The sequence below is a fragment of the Paraliobacillus sp. X-1268 genome, from assembly GCF_003426095.1.
GTDB classification, from domain to species: domain Bacteria; phylum Bacillota; class Bacilli; order Bacillales; family Amphibacillaceae; genus Paraliobacillus_A; species Paraliobacillus_A zengyii.
On record NZ_QJSK01000021.1, the window covers coordinates 1 to 16,371 of the forward strand.

The following is a 16,371-nucleotide window of genomic DNA, read 5'->3' on the forward strand; positions in this document are numbered from 1 at the left end:
AAATTTTCGATTTTATAAAAAAGTTGCATCTTCCAACTACCGTTGGAAGATGCAACTTTTTATTGTTTATCTGAGTTTTGTCCCAGCCTCTTTTTCTTTACTTATAGTGTCCACCATTCAATTGTATCAGGAAATTTCTCTGGGGATAAAAATCCTTTTAGATCGATCATTAATCCCTGATCATTTACAAATAACTTCTTATAAGAATGCGTGATTTGATCTTTAAAAGCAAGATGAGGAACTGCAAGTAAATTGATATGCGCCTCTGGTAATGATTGAAATGGAATAAGCGGCTCCCCCATAATATCCATTACCTCTTTTCCACTTGCATGTGGGTCACTAATAGTAACGTGCGCGCCTAAATTTCGTAGCCCTTTTACGATTTCGAATGTTTTAGAATTTCTTAAATCTGGTACATTTTCCTTGAAAGTTATTCCTAATATATTGACACTTAACTGATGTAATTCAATTTGTTGCTGTTGACTATAGTGTTTAATTTTATCAATTACAAATCGAGGCATAAAAGCATTGATTTTTCTCGCTTCTTTCATAAAGGTTGGTGAATAACCCATTTGCTCAGCCTTTTCAATTAAATAATAAGGATCTACACTAATACAATGTCCGCCAACTAAACCTGGTGTAAAGGGATGAAAGTTCCATTTTGTTCGTGAAGCAGCTAACACATCGTTTGTATTTATCCCGATATGATCAAATAGCATCGCTAACTCATTCATAAAAGCTATATTAATATCTCTTTGCGTATTTTCAACCACTTTTGATGCCTCAGCTACCTTAATCGATGTTGCTCGATAAACGGGAGCTTCTAAGACACTTGCATATAACAGTTCTATACTTTTTGTAGTTTTTTCGTTATATCCTGAAACTACTTTTCCAATTGTTTTAAATGTATTCTTTTTGTCTCCAGGATTAATTCGTTCAGGTGAATACCCTATTGAAAAGTCCATTTCTATTGTTAATCCAGATTCTTTTTCTAATAGTGGTAAACAAATTTCTTCTGTTGCACCAGGATAAACTGTTGATTCATAAATAACAATTGCACCTTGTTTCATGTTTCTTCCAATCAGTTTTGTTGCGTCCTTCACATAAGATAGATCAGGCTTATTCTCCTGGTCAAGCGGTGTCGGAACAGCTACAACTATAAAGTCACAAGCCCTCAAATTTTCAGCTTCTGTTGTAAATATACACGTTGTTTCTTGCAACTGCTCCTTTGTTACCTCACCCGTTTCATCTTTTCCATTTATCAACGCTTCAACTTTATTGACATTAATATCATATCCGATAACTTGATACTTCTCAGCAAAACAGATTGCTGCTGGTAAGCCAACATAACCAAGTCCAACTACCCCAATTGTCTTTTCACTCATCTGCACTACATGATCATTTGAATCCGTTTTAATTTTCATACCAAATTTATCCTCTCTAATTTATAGTAATCTACTTCTTTATATGAGATTTGACTGAATCAAGTTCTTGTTTCTTCTAAAAAAGGCGATGCTACTAGTTTTTAAAATCAGTGATCATACCCACGCGCCTTTAGTTACTTGCCGTTCCTTCTCTTACGACATAGTCATAAGGTAACTAGAGTATGTAAACATTAGAAAGGAGATTTTGTATGATTCGCCTAATAGATTTAAAAAGACAGTATCAATCGATTGAAACAGAACTTCTAGAAACAATGAAAAATGTATTGCAAAGTGGAAACTTTATTTTAGGACCAGAAGTAGCACAGTTGGAAAAAAGGGTTGCGACTAATTTGCTTGTTTCAGATGCAATCACTGTAGCAAGCGGAACAGATGCATTAATATTAACGCTTCACGCTTATGGGATTGGAAAGGGAGATGAAGTTATTACTTCGCCATTTACATTTATTGCAACAGCAGAGGCCATTAGTCGTATTGGTGCAAGACCGGTATTTGCTGATGTCGATTCTGCAACAGGTTTAATTGATCCAGCTCAAATAAGGAAACATATTACCAGAAAAACGAAATGTATTATTCCCATTCATTTATTTGGGCAAGCAGCTGAAATGGATCAAATCAACCAAATTGCCAAAGATAATAATTTAATAGTTATTGAGGATGCATGTCAAGCCTATGGAGCTACGTATAAGGATAGACCAGTAGGAAGTTTAGGAGATGCAGCATGCTTTTCTTTTTTTCCGACTAAAAATCTTGGTGGAATTGGAGATGGAGGGATTGTCACAACCAATAACACACAAATAGCAAATCGCATTCGCCAACTTCGTGTACACGGAAGTAATAAAAAGTACTATCACGATGAAGTTGGTTATAACAGTAGGCTAGACTCACTCCAAGCTGCAATTTTACTAGTGTGTCTAGACCATATAGACAATTGGAATGAAAAGAGACGAAAAGCAGCAAAGGTTTATATAGATCAATTAAGCTCTCTTTCAACAGTTGAATTTCTCAATGAGAAGCAGGATAACAAGCATGTTTATCATCTTTTTTGCCTAAAGAGCACCAATAGAGATGCGATTATTACAAACCTAAAGAAAAACGAAATAGCAGCAGCAATTTATTATCCTTGCTGTCTTCATTTACAAAAAGCATACGCAGATCTTCATTATCAAGTAGGCGATTTCCCTGAGGCAGAAACATTATCTAAATCTGTCTTATCTATTCCAATGCATCCATTTCTAACAAATGAAGAACAAAGAAAAATTATCAATTCGATAAAAGAAGTTGATTTACAATGACGCTACTAAACGCTGGATTAATTGGGTGTGGATTCATTTCAGAGAAACACGTTCAAATCCTTTCCCAGTTGAAAGATAAGTTTCACTTAATTGCTGTAGCCGATTCTGATTTAGGAAGGGCAGATAAAATCAAAGCACTTCTTCCAACTAATAAGGAAGAAAAGACAGTAGCTTTATTCACCGATTACCAAGCACTATTAGAATTGGGAGAAATTGACGTCGTCATCATCACTACGCCTTCTGGTTTACACAGTACGATGATTAAACAAGCACTAAGTAAAGGAAAGCATGTCATTGTTGAAAAGCCATTCGTTTTATCTTTAAAAGACGCAAATGAAATTATCGCTCTATCTGAAGCATGTAATCGACAAGTTCTTGTGTGTCATCAACTTCGTTATCGACCGATTTTCCAAAAAACCAAGGCATTAATTGAGCAAAACCAATTTGGGAAGTTATATACTGCCTCTGCATCTGTTCAAATCAATCGACCCAAAGAATATTATCAACAGGCAAGTTGGAGAGGTACTTGGGAAGATGATGGTGGTATGTTGCTGAATCAGGGGTTGCATGTAGCAGACCTGCTTCTTTGGTTTATGGGAGATATCCAATCCATTTATGGAAAAACAAAAAACTTTGCGTCATGGAAAGAAACGGAAGACGTCGCAGTTGGTACGATTCAATTTAAAAACGATGTGCCTGGAACGATTTCTGCAAATGCTCTAACACAACCAAAAAACATTGGCTATGCCCTACATGTTGTTAGTGAAAATGGAACAGTAGCTTTTAGCGGACCTGCTTTAAACCAAGTAGAGCGTTTTTATCTTGAAAATGAGTCCATTTCAGAAAAAGAAGTACGCGAGATTGCAATGGATCATGAAGATAGACTTTATATGTATAAAGATTTTTATCAAGCCTTAACAAACCCAGAACACACCGCAACAATAGATGTTTATGAGGCGAAAAAAGTACTTGAGTTCATTTTTGGATTGTATTATTCGGATAAATTGAACAAAGAAGTTCGCTTCCCTATTACTGACTTTTCAACAATCCAAATGCAACAGAATTCAGATAAGGAGGGAAAATAATGATTGATGAGCGAGCTTTTATAGGAAAAAATGTAACATTAGGAGAAAACGTAGTGATTGAAAAGGATGCAATAATAGGGGATTTCGTCACAATTGGCCATCATAGTGTTATTAAAAAAGATACTGTCATTGACGACTACGTTACTGTTGGAAATATGACTTCTCTGGGTAAATCACCTTCTGGGAATAAGCAGATGAACCAAGTTAAAAATAAAATATCCGATTTACCACCATTAGTTATTGGGAATGGTGTGAAGATTGGAGATAACTGCGTGATCTATCGCGGCAGTATTTTACACGATTCAATTTTTATTGGTGATTTAGCTAGCGTAAGAGAACATGTAGAAATCGGAAAACAAAGTGTAGTAGGACGCAATGCGATAATAGAAAACAATACTTTAATCGGCAATAACGTTACCATACAAACAGGATGTTATATCACTGCCTTTATGGAGATTGAAGATGATGTTTTTATAGGTCCCTGTTGTTCTACTTCCAATGATAAATATATGCGTTCTGGTGGGGTTGGACTTAGAGGCCCACTCATTAAATTTGGAGCTAAAATAGGAAACAATGCAACACTACTCCCTAACGTTACGATTGGGAGAGAGTCTACTATCGGTGCTGGAACAGTGGTCGTCCATGATGTTCCAGACCATAAAACAGTTATTGGAGTCGCTGGAAAAGAACTAGAGAAATAAATGATTGATTAGATAACCAAACGAAAAATGCTTACCTTTTCTGTTATCACTTTCTTTAAACTATTCTTTCGGCATAAAACTACAATTAGCATTATTATAATCTACTAGAATTTCGCACATTCTCAGATTGGACCTCAGCTCTTAAGTTAAGCGCCTTTGCAATTTCTTCTCCCTCTCATACTATACTATTGAGTTGCATTTCTAGTGAAACTAGCAATGTATCTCAAATATATTGAAGGGAGGAATTTTTTTATGCCAATCCAAAATTTAATAATAAATGGAAGTTTTGAAACAGGTGATTTAACGGGATGGGATTCTCTAAACACAACTGTAACAGTTCAACAATCCCATTCAGGATACTATTCTGCACGATTCCCCAGTAGTGTAGCACCTGCTTCAATCTCACAAACAGTTTCCGCTGAGTCTGGAGATAGCTTTGAATTGATCGTGTCTTTAGCAAAGTTTAAACTTCAAGCAAGTCCTACTATTTTTCTCGAAGTATTATTCTTAGACGCTACAGATAGTGTAATAGGTACTGGATTAGACGTGACAATTGCATATGACACACTTCCACTTGTTATAGACGATAACTGGAACGAAATTTATCAAACTACTTCTACAGCACCCGTGGGCACAACACAGGCACAAGTAATTATCAGTAAACCGAATAGTGCATTAAATACACCATTCATATTTATTGATGATGTTGCTTTACTTGACGCTATTGGTGACGGGGAAGCAGGACCTACTGGACCTATCGGAGCCTCTGGCGCTACCGGACCTACTGGTGCTACAGGGCCTACTGGACCTACTGGACCTTCCGGAGCCACTGGCGCTACTGGGGCTACTGGACCTATCGGAGTCACTGGCGCTACCGGACCTACTGGGGCTACAGGGCCTATTGGACCTTCCGGAGCCACTGGGGCTACTGGCGCTACTGGGCCTACCGGACCTTCCGGAGCCACTGGGGCTACTGGACCTACTGGCGCTACTGGGGCTACTGGACCTATCGGAGTCACTGGCGCTACCGGACCTACTGGGGCTACAGGGCCTATTGGACCTACCGGAGCCACTGGGGCTACAGGCGCTACTGGGTCTTCCGGAGCCACTGGGGCTACCGGACCTACTGGACCTACCGGAGCCACTGGTACTACAGGCGCTACTGGACCTACCGGAGCCACTGGGGCTACCGGACCTGCTGGACCCACCGGAGCCACTGGGGCTACAGGCGCTACTGGACCTACCGGAATCACTGGCGCTACCGGACCTATTGGACCTACCGGAGCCACTGGGGCTACAGGCGCTACTGGACCTGCTGGACCCACCGGAGCCACTGGGGCTACCGGACCTGCTGGACCCACCGGAGCCACTGGGGCTACAGGCGCTACTGGACCTACCGGAATCACTGGCGCTACCGGACCTATTGGACCTTCCGGAGCCACTGGGGCTACAGGCGCTACTGGACCTGCTGGACCCACCGGAGCCACTGGCGCTACCGGACCTATTGGACCTTCCGGAGCCACTGGGGCTACCGGACCTACTGGACCTACCGGAGCCACTGGCGCTACCGGACCTTCCGGAGCCACTGGGGCTACTGGACCTATTGGACCTACTGGCGCTACTGGGGCTACTGGACCTATCGGAGTCACTGGCGCTACCGGACCTACTGGGGCTACAGGGCCTATTGGACCTACCGGAGCCACTGGGGCTACCGGACCTGCTGGACCCACCGGAGCCACTGGGGCTACCGGACCTATTGGACCTTCCGGAGCCACTGGGGCTACCGGACCTACTGGACCTACCGGAGCCACTGGTACTACAGGCGCTACTGGACCTACCGGAGCCACTGGGGCTACCGGACCTGCTGGACCCACCGGAGCCACTGGGGCTACAGGCGCTACTGGACCTACCGGAATCACTGGCGCTACCGGACCTATTGGACCTACCGGAGCCACTGGGGCTACAGGCGCTACTGGACCTGCTGGACCCACCGGAGCCACTGGGGCTACCGGACCTATTGGACCTACTGGCGCAACAGGGCCTATTGGACCTACGGGTATACAACCAGAACTTTTCTTTATTAATACACCGGGATCAATTTCTGTATTTGACCCACCAACTGTTCCCTTAAACACTGAAGTAACTGTAGCTACGGTAGCTGGTGTCGATGTAGAATTAGACGAGAACATTAAAATAGATTACGCTCTAGCCGTTGAAACAACCAATACCGCAGATAATCAAGTAATATTTGAAGTCAGATTATATCGAGACGCTAACTTAATTCAAACACGAGTCTTAAATCGTCAACTCGCATCAGCTGGGACAGAAAGATTTCCACTTTCCGACACCTATGTAGATACAGCACCTGCAACAGATACTGTGGATTATACTGTAAGAGTAATTGTGACTACTGCAACCAACGTTCAAACTGCAGACGCAATTAATAGAGAATTGAATCTAATTGTATTTCCGTAATAATAACTATTTTAGAAGAGAAAGAATTTTCTTTCTCTTCTATTTATTTTATCGTTAAAAAAATTTTTAAACTATAGGTTTTAATACAAACCGAAACAACAACATAACATAAAATGATTATTAACTAGCTTCTTATGAAAGGATTAGATCAAATGATATCTATCAGTTTGTGTATGATTGTTAAAAATGAAGAAGAAGTATTAGCACGTTGTTTAGAGACGATTAAAAATATTGCAGATGAAATTAACATTATCGATACGGGTTCAACAGATAAAACAGTAGAAATTGCAAAGCGTTATACAAATAGGGTATTCCATTTTGACTGGACTGGTGATTTTGCCGCTGCTAGAAATGAATCATTTAAATATGCTACACAAGATTATATTATCTACTTAGATGCTGATGATATTATCTTACCAGAAGATCAGAAAAAGCTAAGAGATCTAAAAAAATCACTTAATCCAAGCGTTGATGCAGTTTCCATGTATTATAATGCAGAAACAGATGAATACGGTAATGTCACATTAAAATATCGTTTGAATCGCTTATTAAAAAGAGAGAAAAATTTCAAGTGGCAAGGTGATTGTCATAACTACCTCAATGTCAGTGGCAAAATCATCAATTCAGAAATTTCCATAACACACAAAAAAATGAATCACTCTGTTGGGAGAAATTTAGCTATTTATGAAAATCGTCGAAAAAAAGGAGAGACTTTTACCGCACGCGACTATTTTTATTATGGAAATGAATTACGTGAGAATGGACATTACGAAGAAGCGATAAAAAGCTATAAAGAAAATATTTCTCTCTCTTCTGGTTGGATTGAAGACAAAGTTTATGCTTGTATTAATAAAGCTGATTGTTACCGTTATCTAGATGACAAACAAAATGAATTAGCTTCACTATTTGAATCTCTTCAGTTTGCTAGGACACCACGTCCTGAGATTTCTAGTCGGATAGGATTTCATTTCCAAAGGAACAGAGAATTTCAACATGCAATTTTTTGGTATGAACTAGCAACAACATTAGAAATAGATCCAAACAAATGGAGTTTCACTTATCCAGCTTATTCCACTTGGTATCCACACTTGCAATTATGCGTTTGTTACTATAATTTACAAGACTTCCAGAAATCTTTTCAGCATAACGAACTTGCTCGTAACTATAGACCAAAAGATGAACGCATTTTATTTAACAAAGTACTTTTAGAAAAGAAATTAAATAAATAGAATACTTATTTTACCAAAAAGTCTCTATCAACAACTAGTATTAGACGCAATAAAACAGGTGCCAAATGAAACTTGTGGAATTTTAAGTGGAAAGGGGAAAACAATATTTAGCCTTTATATCCTATCAAACAAAGCAAACATCCCTACTCGATTTTAAGTCAATGAAGATAAAGTAACACATACACTCCAAGCAATCTCAAAAAAAGGTGAAGAACCTATCGCTATTTATCATAGCCATCCCACTTCACGTCCAAGACCATCCAAAACAGATATACGTCAACATCCAGATAAAAAAGTAAAAATGATTATTCTTTCGTTAAAACAACACCATATTCTATTTCTTGTTTCACTATTAAAGATAATTCATTTAAAGGTTATCCACTGCAACTTGAAAGGGGGGAATAAGATGCCGCAAAGGAGAGTTATTAAAGCTAAACCTGTTAGACGAACTGGAGGCTGTGGGTGTGGTAAAAAGACAATAAAACGTAAGTAATTTGAATGCAGTTCCATCATATGACGGAACTGCACTTTTTATTGAAATCAATACGTATATTGGATTAAAAAGAAAGATAGCTAAAGTGAACTATCTTTCTCTTTAAATAAAATAATTGGTTATTGTTTGCACAATTCCCGAAATAGCCGCAACGGAAAAGATGATTACAATTGGTGTGAAAAGAAAAGGAAAGAATAATAAGCCTCCATATAAAATAACACTAAACCATACGGAAACACACCAATGACAAGCTAGGAGTTCGCCAATAAAACGTCTAATTCCTGTTCCCTTTCCACTAATGATGATTTCAACTGTTCCATCATGGAGCACATTCTCTTCTTCCATCTGAAAGAGTAAACGAAATTTGGTGGTAATTTGATCGTATACAAATAATCGTGCTAGTCGAAAAGTTGCTAAACCCAATAAAATAAATTCAAATACGGAAAGCACATTTTCACCTCATTTAGCTTTGAGCCTACCCGTCTATTCTATGCAATACGACCTTAAAAGGTTTGAGTTATATATCCAATATTGAAATAAGAAACAAACAATTTCTTGAATTTTTACGTTGAAAAACTAATCACACCTCATAGTTCCCATCAGTAGTTATATAAAAAGGTTTTAGACTCTATCTTAATAATTATATTGATAACTCGATCTTGAATAATATCGTTTTAATAGTTGTCCATAAATAGATGCTTGAATTTGTTGGAACAACATACTGATTACAACAGGAACTGCTACTGGAGGAGGGAAATATGCTACAGCGATTACAGCTCCTGCACTAATATTCTGCATGCCACCAGTGAATGTTAAGGAAATAATATCTCGATCGCGTTAAGTCGAAATTCCAATTAACCAAGCAAATAAACAACCGCAAAAGGCAATAAAGAACACTACAATTGCAATAAGGATTAACTTCTTATTAATATTTCTTAAATAAGGTGCAACAACCGATGTATTAATCATAATTACAGCGGCTAATCCTATTTTTGAAAATGGTTTAAGTTTTACCCCTAACCCATCTCTTACTTTTCCTTTTGTCCATTCATTAATTAACATCCCTACTATTGAAGGTACAATAAACGGCGATCGAATCGTATCAATTAAAATAATTGATAGAGTTAGAACTATGTTACCTCAATACATTGACACCCAAATAAAGCTTGTAATTCCTGTAGGTATAACCATTGCTAAAATTAAACCAGTAATGGTTAGTGTATCATTAGCAAAACAATATGACCCACACCCCATGCCCATAAAGGCATTATAATATATAACATAAACAAAGCAATTACAATAGGTAAGGGATGCGAAACTGCTCGTTTTAATGCAGTGAAGCTAGATTTTAAACTCCCGGAAAAGGTCATAAATGCAAATATCCATGGCATAAAGATGGAAAATTGCTTTAAATCATCAGCCAACAACAAGACTATGCAGAGACACTGATTGGTGTACTAAAAGGCATTAGTTTTTCTAATATATGCTTGACTTGATTTAACATAAATGAAAATACGCCCTTTCCATCCTGTTGAGATTATATGGTTTTGTCAAAATTAAACCTTTACCTTTTTCGTATTGTTGGTCGATTATCTTGCCAAATTAATTCGATATTAGTTCCAAAGAATGTTGAAAGTTTGTCTTCTTGCATAATATCCTTCGTATTTCCCGCTTCGAAAACTTTCCCGTTTTTAAGTAACAATGTTTTATTAAAACATTGTAAAATTTCCTCCACATGGTGTGTTACATAGATAAATGATGGACAATTAGGCTGATTTGTCAGGTGCTCAATTGACTCAAGTAGCTGTTCTCTTGCCATAAAGTCCAATCCATTTGTAGGTTCATCTAAAATCAATAGCTCTGGGTCAGCCATTAACGCTCGTGCAACCATAACCCGTTGTCTTTCTCCTTGTGATAATGTATAAAAGCTACGATTCGCATAACTAAAACAACCTAAATCTTTTAAAAGATTTTGCGCTTTATCACGCATGTCATCTGTTGGGGTTTCATATAATCCAATTGAAGCAAACGCACCACTTAAAACAATTTGATAGGCACTATCTGCTTCATAAAAACGTCCCTGAATAATTGAGGAAACAATTCCTATTTTTTGTCGTAGTTCCTCGCCAAGCCGATCTTTCCCGAATCGCTTACCTAATACAGTAACTTCCCCTTCTGTCGGAAAATAATAGGCACATAACATATGTAATAGAGCTGTTTTCCCCGCTCCATTCAAGCCAAGCAAAGCCCAATGTTCCTGATTTTGAATTTTCCAATCAAGTTCTTTCAAAATCCAAGTTCCATTACGCAACAAACCAGCTTTCTTTATCTCTAGTATCATGACTTTCCTCCTCTAATTCCATTACTGTCTATTATTGCGCAAATTTTTAAAAAATTCGAGTCTTTTAAACTAATTCTCACTTGCGTTTGCTGATCAATAAAATTTTTTAGATACATTTATATTGTTTAAGTATTCTAGTTAGAATATAAACTCTGTTTTAGGAAAGCGTAATCACAACTAATACAAAGGGTTGCATTGGGGAAATACCAAAATAACATAATGCAATTCTTACCACTTAAATATAACAATAATTATCTAGCAAACTAACTATCAATCAATTACAACATCTTTTTAATTACAATTATTTTAATTAAACATTGATTTTTATAAAGTTTGTATTATAATAAAGGATATATTCTTTAAATATTAGAGTTTAATAAGGAGAGGTGTTATTTAGTGAGTAACGAGAGAAAAAATTTAACAACTGCCTCTGGCGCTCCAGTCGGAGATAATCAAAATTCAATTACAGCAGGTCAACATGGACCTACATTAATTCAAGATGTACACCTTTTAGAAAAACTAGCACACTTTAATCGTGAGCGCGTTCCAGAACGTGTTGTACATGCTAAAGGTGCAGGCGCACATGGTTACTTTGAAGTAACTAACAATGACATATCAAAATACACAAAGGCAGATTTCTTATCAGAAGCTGGTAAAAAGTCACCAATGTTTATCCGTTTTTCAACAGTTGCAGGCGAACTAGGTTCTGCTGATACCGTACGTGACCCTCGTGGTTTTTCAGTTAAATTTTACACAGAAGAAGGAAACTACGATTTAGTAGGTAATAATACACCAGTATTCTTTATTCGTGATGCAATCAAATTCCCTGACTTTATTCATACACAAAAGCGTGATCCAAGAACACATCTTAAAGACTCTAACATGGTTTGGGATTTCTGGTCTTTATCACCGGAATCATTGCACCAAATCATGATTTTACACTCTGATCGTGGTATTCCTGCTACACTTCGCCACATGAACGGGTATGGAAGTCATACTTTTAAATGGGTAAATGCAGAAGGTGAAGCATTCTGGATTAAGTATCACTTTAAAACTGATCAAGGTGTTAAAAACTTAGATGTTGATTTAGCAGGTAAGTTGGCTGGTGACAATCCAGATTATCATACAGAAGACTTGTTTAATGCAATTGAAGATGGTAACCACCCTTCTTGGACGCTTAAAGTACAAATTATGCCAGAAGAAGAAGCAAAATCTTACCATTATGATCCATTTGACGTAACTAAAGTATGGTCACATGAAGACTATCCTCTAATCGAAGTTGGTCGTATGGTATTAGATCGTAATCCAGAGAACTATTTTGCAGAAGTTGAACAAGCAGCATTTTCACCTGCACACTTTGTTCCTGGTATTGAAGCTTCACCAGATAAAATGTTACAAGGCCGTTTATTCAGTTATTCAGATGCACACCGTTATCGTATCGGTGCAAATCATGAAGGATTACCGATTAATCGTGCTAAATCTAGTGTCGATAACTATCAACGTGATGGTCAAATGCGTTTTGATGGCAATGGTGGCAGAGCTGTTAACTATGAACCAAATAGTTACAGTGGTCCAAAAGAAACGCCTGAAAACAAAATTAACCCATTCGAAGTTTCTGGAACAGCAGATAGTGTAGGATATGATAGTGATGATCACTACTCACAACCTCGTGCTTTATTCCGTGATGTAATGAATGATGCAGAACGTCAACATACAATTAAAAACTTTGCTGACCACATGAGTGGCGTAAGAAATGAAGAAATTGTTGCGAGACAGCTTAAAGAGTTTTACAAAGTAGCTCCAGAATTAGCAGAAGGCATTGCCAAAGAACTTGGTACTGCATTACCACAAGAAATAAGCGAATAATATCGCGATAAAGACACTGCCTTTGTGCAGTGTCTTTATTTTTTTAGGTAATACTAACGAAGCACAACTCCATTCCCTGATTCACCAGGATAAAAAAATAGCAAAGGAGTAAAATCTATGTTAACTAACCTATCTGAACTGAAATCTTTGCCCAATTTATTTTATCAACAACCTACCTTAGAATTAGCAAAAAAACTACTTGGTTGTGTCTTAGTAAAAGAAACAACTGAAGGTAATGCTGCCGGTATTATTGTTGAAACAGAAGCTTATATCGGTCCAGATGATCAAGCTTCCCATAGCTATTTAAATCGAAGAACAAAACGAACAGAAGCAATGTTTTCGAAACCTGGAACAACATACATGTATAGCATGCACACACATTCTTTATTTAATGTAGTAAGTGGCAAGGTTAATCAACCAGAAGCTGTATTAATTCGTGCTGTAGAACCCACTTTTAACCTTGAGTTAATGAGGACAAGAAGACCTAAAATAACAAAAGACAAACAATTAACTAATGGTCCCGGAAAATTAACCAAAGCTTTATCTATAACTATGGATGATTATGGACATCAACTAAATCACTCTCCTCTTTGGATCGCTAGACCTCATACATCAGTATCATCTATTCAAACTGGCCCCAGAATTGGGATTGATAATGCTGGCGACGCAACAAATTATCCTTGGCGTTTTTGGATTAAGGGAAATTCATTTGTTTCCAGGTAAACATGCATATTTATCCGTTTTTTTCTCAAACTAAAATGAACTTGAAGTAAGAAAGGAACATACGAAGTGAATAAAAAAACGAACACAAACAACATTGCCAAAAATGAAGATGTAGAATTTTCAAGAGAACTAGCTGATAAAGACGATATGGAAGCAATGAATCGGATGCAAGAAGCAGACGAACGTGCTGAGAAAAAGAAAAACAAGCGCTAGAAAGCCTAGCGCTTGTTTTTCTTTTAGGTAAATAATAGCAAATATGGTCGAATTGTTAGAATTACTAACAATTCGGTAGCATTCTTAAAGTTAAGCAACTCTCATACATCTAATCAACTGTAATCGTGATTAGAGCCAATTAATCACGCTATACCTTATTTGCCATTACTTCTATTTGCCCTTAATATAATATATGGACACGATACGGCTAGAATTCAATTTGAATTAAGAAAGGGGTTAGTTATCATTAACAGTCAAATCACAACTGCTCCAAATGATATTATTAGGTTAGAAAAACCAACAGTGGAAGACGGCGCAGCGATGTGGGAGTTAGTCAATCAATCAACTTTAGATCAAAATTCTGCTTACAAATATATAATGATGTGTGAGTATTTTGCTGAAACATGTGTTGTTGCAAAAGAAGCTGATAAACTAGTGGGATTCGTTACTGCATTTATACCCCCAGAAAGATCAGATGTTGTATTCATATGGCAAGTAGGTGTGGATTCATCTCAAAGAGGTAAGGGAGTTGCATCTAAATTATTAAATGAATTATTTAAACGAGACGCATGTAAAGAAGTCCGTTTTGTTGAAGCAACTGTAACCCCATCAAACAAAGCATCACAAGCATTATTTAAAAAATTAGCTCGCCAGTATAATACAAAGTGTGAAGTAAGTGAGTTTTTTAAACAAGAACTATTTCCAAATGACTCGCATGAGGAAGAACTAAACTTCCGAGTAGGTCCAATAGAAACTTAAATAGATTAAATATTTAGAAAATACTTTTAGGATAGCAAATACAAGGAGGCAAATCTGTGAGTGAAGATATGAAAATTTTTGATGATTTAGAATCTGAGGTACGTAGTTATGTGCGAAGTTTTCCAACCATTTTCACCAAGACAAAAGGATACAAAATGTGGGATAAACAAGGGAAAGAGTACATTGATTTCTTCTCTGGTGCCGGTGCTCTTAACTATGGTCATAATAACGATAAAATGAAGAAAAAACTAATAGAATATATAGAGAGTGATGGAATTACACACTCACTTGATATGGCTTCTACAGCAAAAGTAGATTTTTTAGAAACTTTCCGTGATGTTATTTTAAAACCACGTGATCTTGATTATAAAATTATGTTCCCTGGACCAACTGGTACAAACACAGTAGAGAGCGCATTAAAATTAGCGCGTAAAGTAACAGGTAGAACAGATATTATTAGTTTCACGAATGGTTTTCACGGTATGACAATTGGATCATTATCTGTGACCGGTAACTCCATGAAGCGTAAGGGAGCTGGTATCCCATTACAAAATGTTGTAACAATGCCTTATGATAATTATGTCGATGATGATCATTCAATTGAATATCTAGAACGCTTTTTAGAAGATAGTGGTAGTGGCGTTGCGATTCCAGCGGCTATTATTTTAGAAACTGTTCAAGGTGAAGGTGGCATTAACGCTGCAAGCTTTGAATGGTTGAAGAAAATAGAAACAGTATGTAAGCGTTGGGGCATTTTGCTAATTGTTGATGATGTCCAAGCAGGTGTCGGTCGCACTGGTACGTTCTTTAGTTTTGAACCAGCAGGCATTAAACCAGATATCGTTTGTCTATCTAAATCACTTAGCGGTTATGGTTTACCATTCGCAGTGACATTAGTTCAACCAGAGATAGATAAGTTTGCACCAGGTGAGCATAATGGAACATTCCGTGGTAATAATCATGCATTTGTTACTGCAACTGCCGCACTTGATTACTGGAGAGACGATGCACTAGAGAATAATGTAAAAGTAAAATCACAGACAATCATTGATTTCTTAGAAACAATGGTCGAAAAATATCCGGAACTTAAAGGTGAAGTACGTGGTCGTGGCTTTATGGTTGGTGTTGCTTCAGAAGTTGAAGGTCTTTCTAATAAGATTGCTGCAAAAGCATTCGAACTTGGTCTTATAATGGAAACATCTGGCCCAAATGATGAAGTATTTAAATTATTCCCTGCCTTAAACATTGATGATGAGGGATTAAATAAAGGCTTAGAAATACTTGAAGCAAGTATTAAATCAGTCGTAAAAAAACCAGTTACTAATTAGACTAGGATAATCAACAGGAGGAATTTTTTTATGAAAGTTGTATCTTTAGAAGAAGTATTAGGCACAAAACATGAAGTAGACGGTGGCAATTGGATTAGTCGTCGTTTAATTAATAAAAGTGATGGAATGGGTTATTCCGTAAATGACACCATTATTAAAGCTGGTACAGAAACGCATATTTGGTATCAAAATCATCTAGAGTCTGTTTACTGTATAGAAGGAGAAGGAGAAGTTGTAACAATTAGTGACAACAAAGTGTGGCCTATTAAAAAAGATCAACTTTATGCACTAGATAAAAACGACGAACACCTTTTACGTGCAAAAACTGATATGCGAATGGTTTGTGTTTTCAATCCTGCCCTTTCAGGTAATGAAGTACATGATGAGAACGGCGTCTATCCAGTAGACGAAGATTAATTAG

The 16,371-nt window shown here is 37.4% G+C and carries 14 protein-coding genes and 2 pseudogenes; 12 read left to right on the forward strand and 4 right to left on the reverse strand.

The genetic code is table 11. The features are described 5' to 3' along the window. Positions 1 to 101: 101 nt before the first annotated feature. Entirely contained in the window at positions 102 to 1,424 is a 1,323-nt protein-coding gene (locus D2K62_RS15970) for a nucleotide sugar dehydrogenase (RefSeq protein WP_232824292.1), read from the reverse strand. Between the two features lie 209 nt (positions 1,425 to 1,633). On the opposite strand from D2K62_RS15970, the gene D2K62_RS15975 reads away from it, so the two are divergent. The 6 genes and pseudogenes from D2K62_RS15975 to D2K62_RS19510 all read left to right on the forward strand — a co-directional run. Further along, entirely contained in the window at positions 1,634 to 2,737 is a 1,104-nt protein-coding gene (locus D2K62_RS15975) for a DegT/DnrJ/EryC1/StrS family aminotransferase (protein WP_112179548.1), read from the forward strand. Beyond that, positions 2,734 to 3,822 carry a Gfo/Idh/MocA family protein gene (locus D2K62_RS15980; protein ID WP_112179546.1) on the forward strand — a complete coding sequence of 363 codons (1,089 nt, stop codon included), beginning with the start codon at positions 2,734 to 2,736 and terminating at the stop codon, positions 3,820 to 3,822. The genes D2K62_RS15975 and D2K62_RS15980 overlap by 4 nt, the downstream gene beginning before the upstream one ends. After that, entirely contained in the window at positions 3,822 to 4,523 is a 702-nt protein-coding gene (locus D2K62_RS15985) for an acyltransferase (protein WP_112179544.1), read from the forward strand. The genes D2K62_RS15980 and D2K62_RS15985 overlap by 1 nt, the downstream gene beginning before the upstream one ends. A gap of 252 nt (positions 4,524 to 4,775) precedes the next feature. Beyond that, positions 4,776 to 6,998, forward strand: a complete 2,223-nt coding sequence (locus D2K62_RS15990; protein WP_117161751.1) for an NTTRR-F1 domain — start codon at positions 4,776 to 4,778, stop codon at positions 6,996 to 6,998. 152 nt (positions 6,999 to 7,150) lie between these two features. Further along, the gene (locus tag D2K62_RS15995; protein ID WP_112179541.1) at positions 7,151 to 8,227 is read left to right on the forward strand and encodes a glycosyltransferase; all 1,077 of its coding nucleotides are present in this window, start codon (positions 7,151 to 7,153) and stop codon (positions 8,225 to 8,227) included. A 184-nt stretch (positions 8,228 to 8,411) separates the two neighbouring features. After that, positions 8,412 to 8,720, forward strand: a pseudogene (locus D2K62_RS19510) (Mov34/MPN/PAD-1 family protein); the annotation flags it as partial. A gap of 102 nt (positions 8,721 to 8,822) precedes the next feature. On the opposite strand, the gene D2K62_RS16005 reads toward D2K62_RS19510, so the two are convergent. From D2K62_RS16005 to D2K62_RS16015, 3 genes and pseudogenes are all read right to left on the reverse strand, one after another. Continuing rightward, a complete protein-coding gene (locus tag D2K62_RS16005) occupies positions 8,823 to 9,170 on the reverse strand; it encodes a DUF1360 domain-containing protein (RefSeq protein WP_112179537.1) in 348 nt (115 codons plus the stop codon). Between the two features lie 183 nt (positions 9,171 to 9,353). After that, positions 9,354 to 10,224: pseudogene (locus D2K62_RS16010) on the reverse strand (bile acid:sodium symporter family protein). Between the two features lie 60 nt (positions 10,225 to 10,284). Then, positions 10,285 to 11,061, reverse strand: a complete 777-nt coding sequence (locus D2K62_RS16015) for an ABC transporter ATP-binding protein (RefSeq protein WP_112179535.1) — start codon at positions 11,059 to 11,061, stop codon at positions 10,285 to 10,287. Positions 11,062 to 11,457: 396 nt separating this feature from the next. On the opposite strand from D2K62_RS16015, the gene D2K62_RS16020 reads away from it, so the two are divergent. From D2K62_RS16020 to D2K62_RS16045, 6 genes are all read left to right on the forward strand, one after another. Further along, positions 11,458 to 12,927 carry a catalase gene (locus tag D2K62_RS16020; protein ID WP_112179533.1) on the forward strand — a complete coding sequence of 490 codons (1,470 nt, stop codon included), beginning with the start codon at positions 11,458 to 11,460 and terminating at the stop codon, positions 12,925 to 12,927. Positions 12,928 to 13,044: 117 nt separating this feature from the next. Beyond that, positions 13,045 to 13,650 (forward strand): DNA-3-methyladenine glycosylase, encoded by a 606-nt coding sequence (locus D2K62_RS16025; RefSeq protein WP_112179531.1) that lies wholly within the window; start codon positions 13,045 to 13,047, stop codon positions 13,648 to 13,650. Positions 13,651 to 13,716: 66 nt separating this feature from the next. After that, on the forward strand, positions 13,717 to 13,863 hold the full coding sequence (locus tag D2K62_RS16030) for a YfhD family protein (RefSeq protein ID WP_112179529.1): 147 nt from the start codon (positions 13,717 to 13,719) through the stop codon (positions 13,861 to 13,863). Positions 13,864 to 14,106: 243 nt separating this feature from the next. Further along, positions 14,107 to 14,622, forward strand: a complete 516-nt coding sequence (gene ectA, locus D2K62_RS16035; RefSeq protein ID WP_112182615.1) for a diaminobutyrate acetyltransferase — start codon at positions 14,107 to 14,109, stop codon at positions 14,620 to 14,622. Between the two features lie 68 nt (positions 14,623 to 14,690). Then, positions 14,691 to 15,950, forward strand: coding sequence for a diaminobutyrate--2-oxoglutarate transaminase (gene ectB, locus D2K62_RS16040; RefSeq protein ID WP_369974657.1), 1,260 nt, complete (start codon positions 14,691 to 14,693; stop codon positions 15,948 to 15,950). A 30-nt stretch (positions 15,951 to 15,980) separates the two neighbouring features. Further along, positions 15,981 to 16,367, forward strand: a complete 387-nt coding sequence (locus D2K62_RS16045) for an ectoine synthase (RefSeq protein WP_112179524.1) — start codon at positions 15,981 to 15,983, stop codon at positions 16,365 to 16,367. Positions 16,368 to 16,371: the final 4 nt, after the last annotated feature.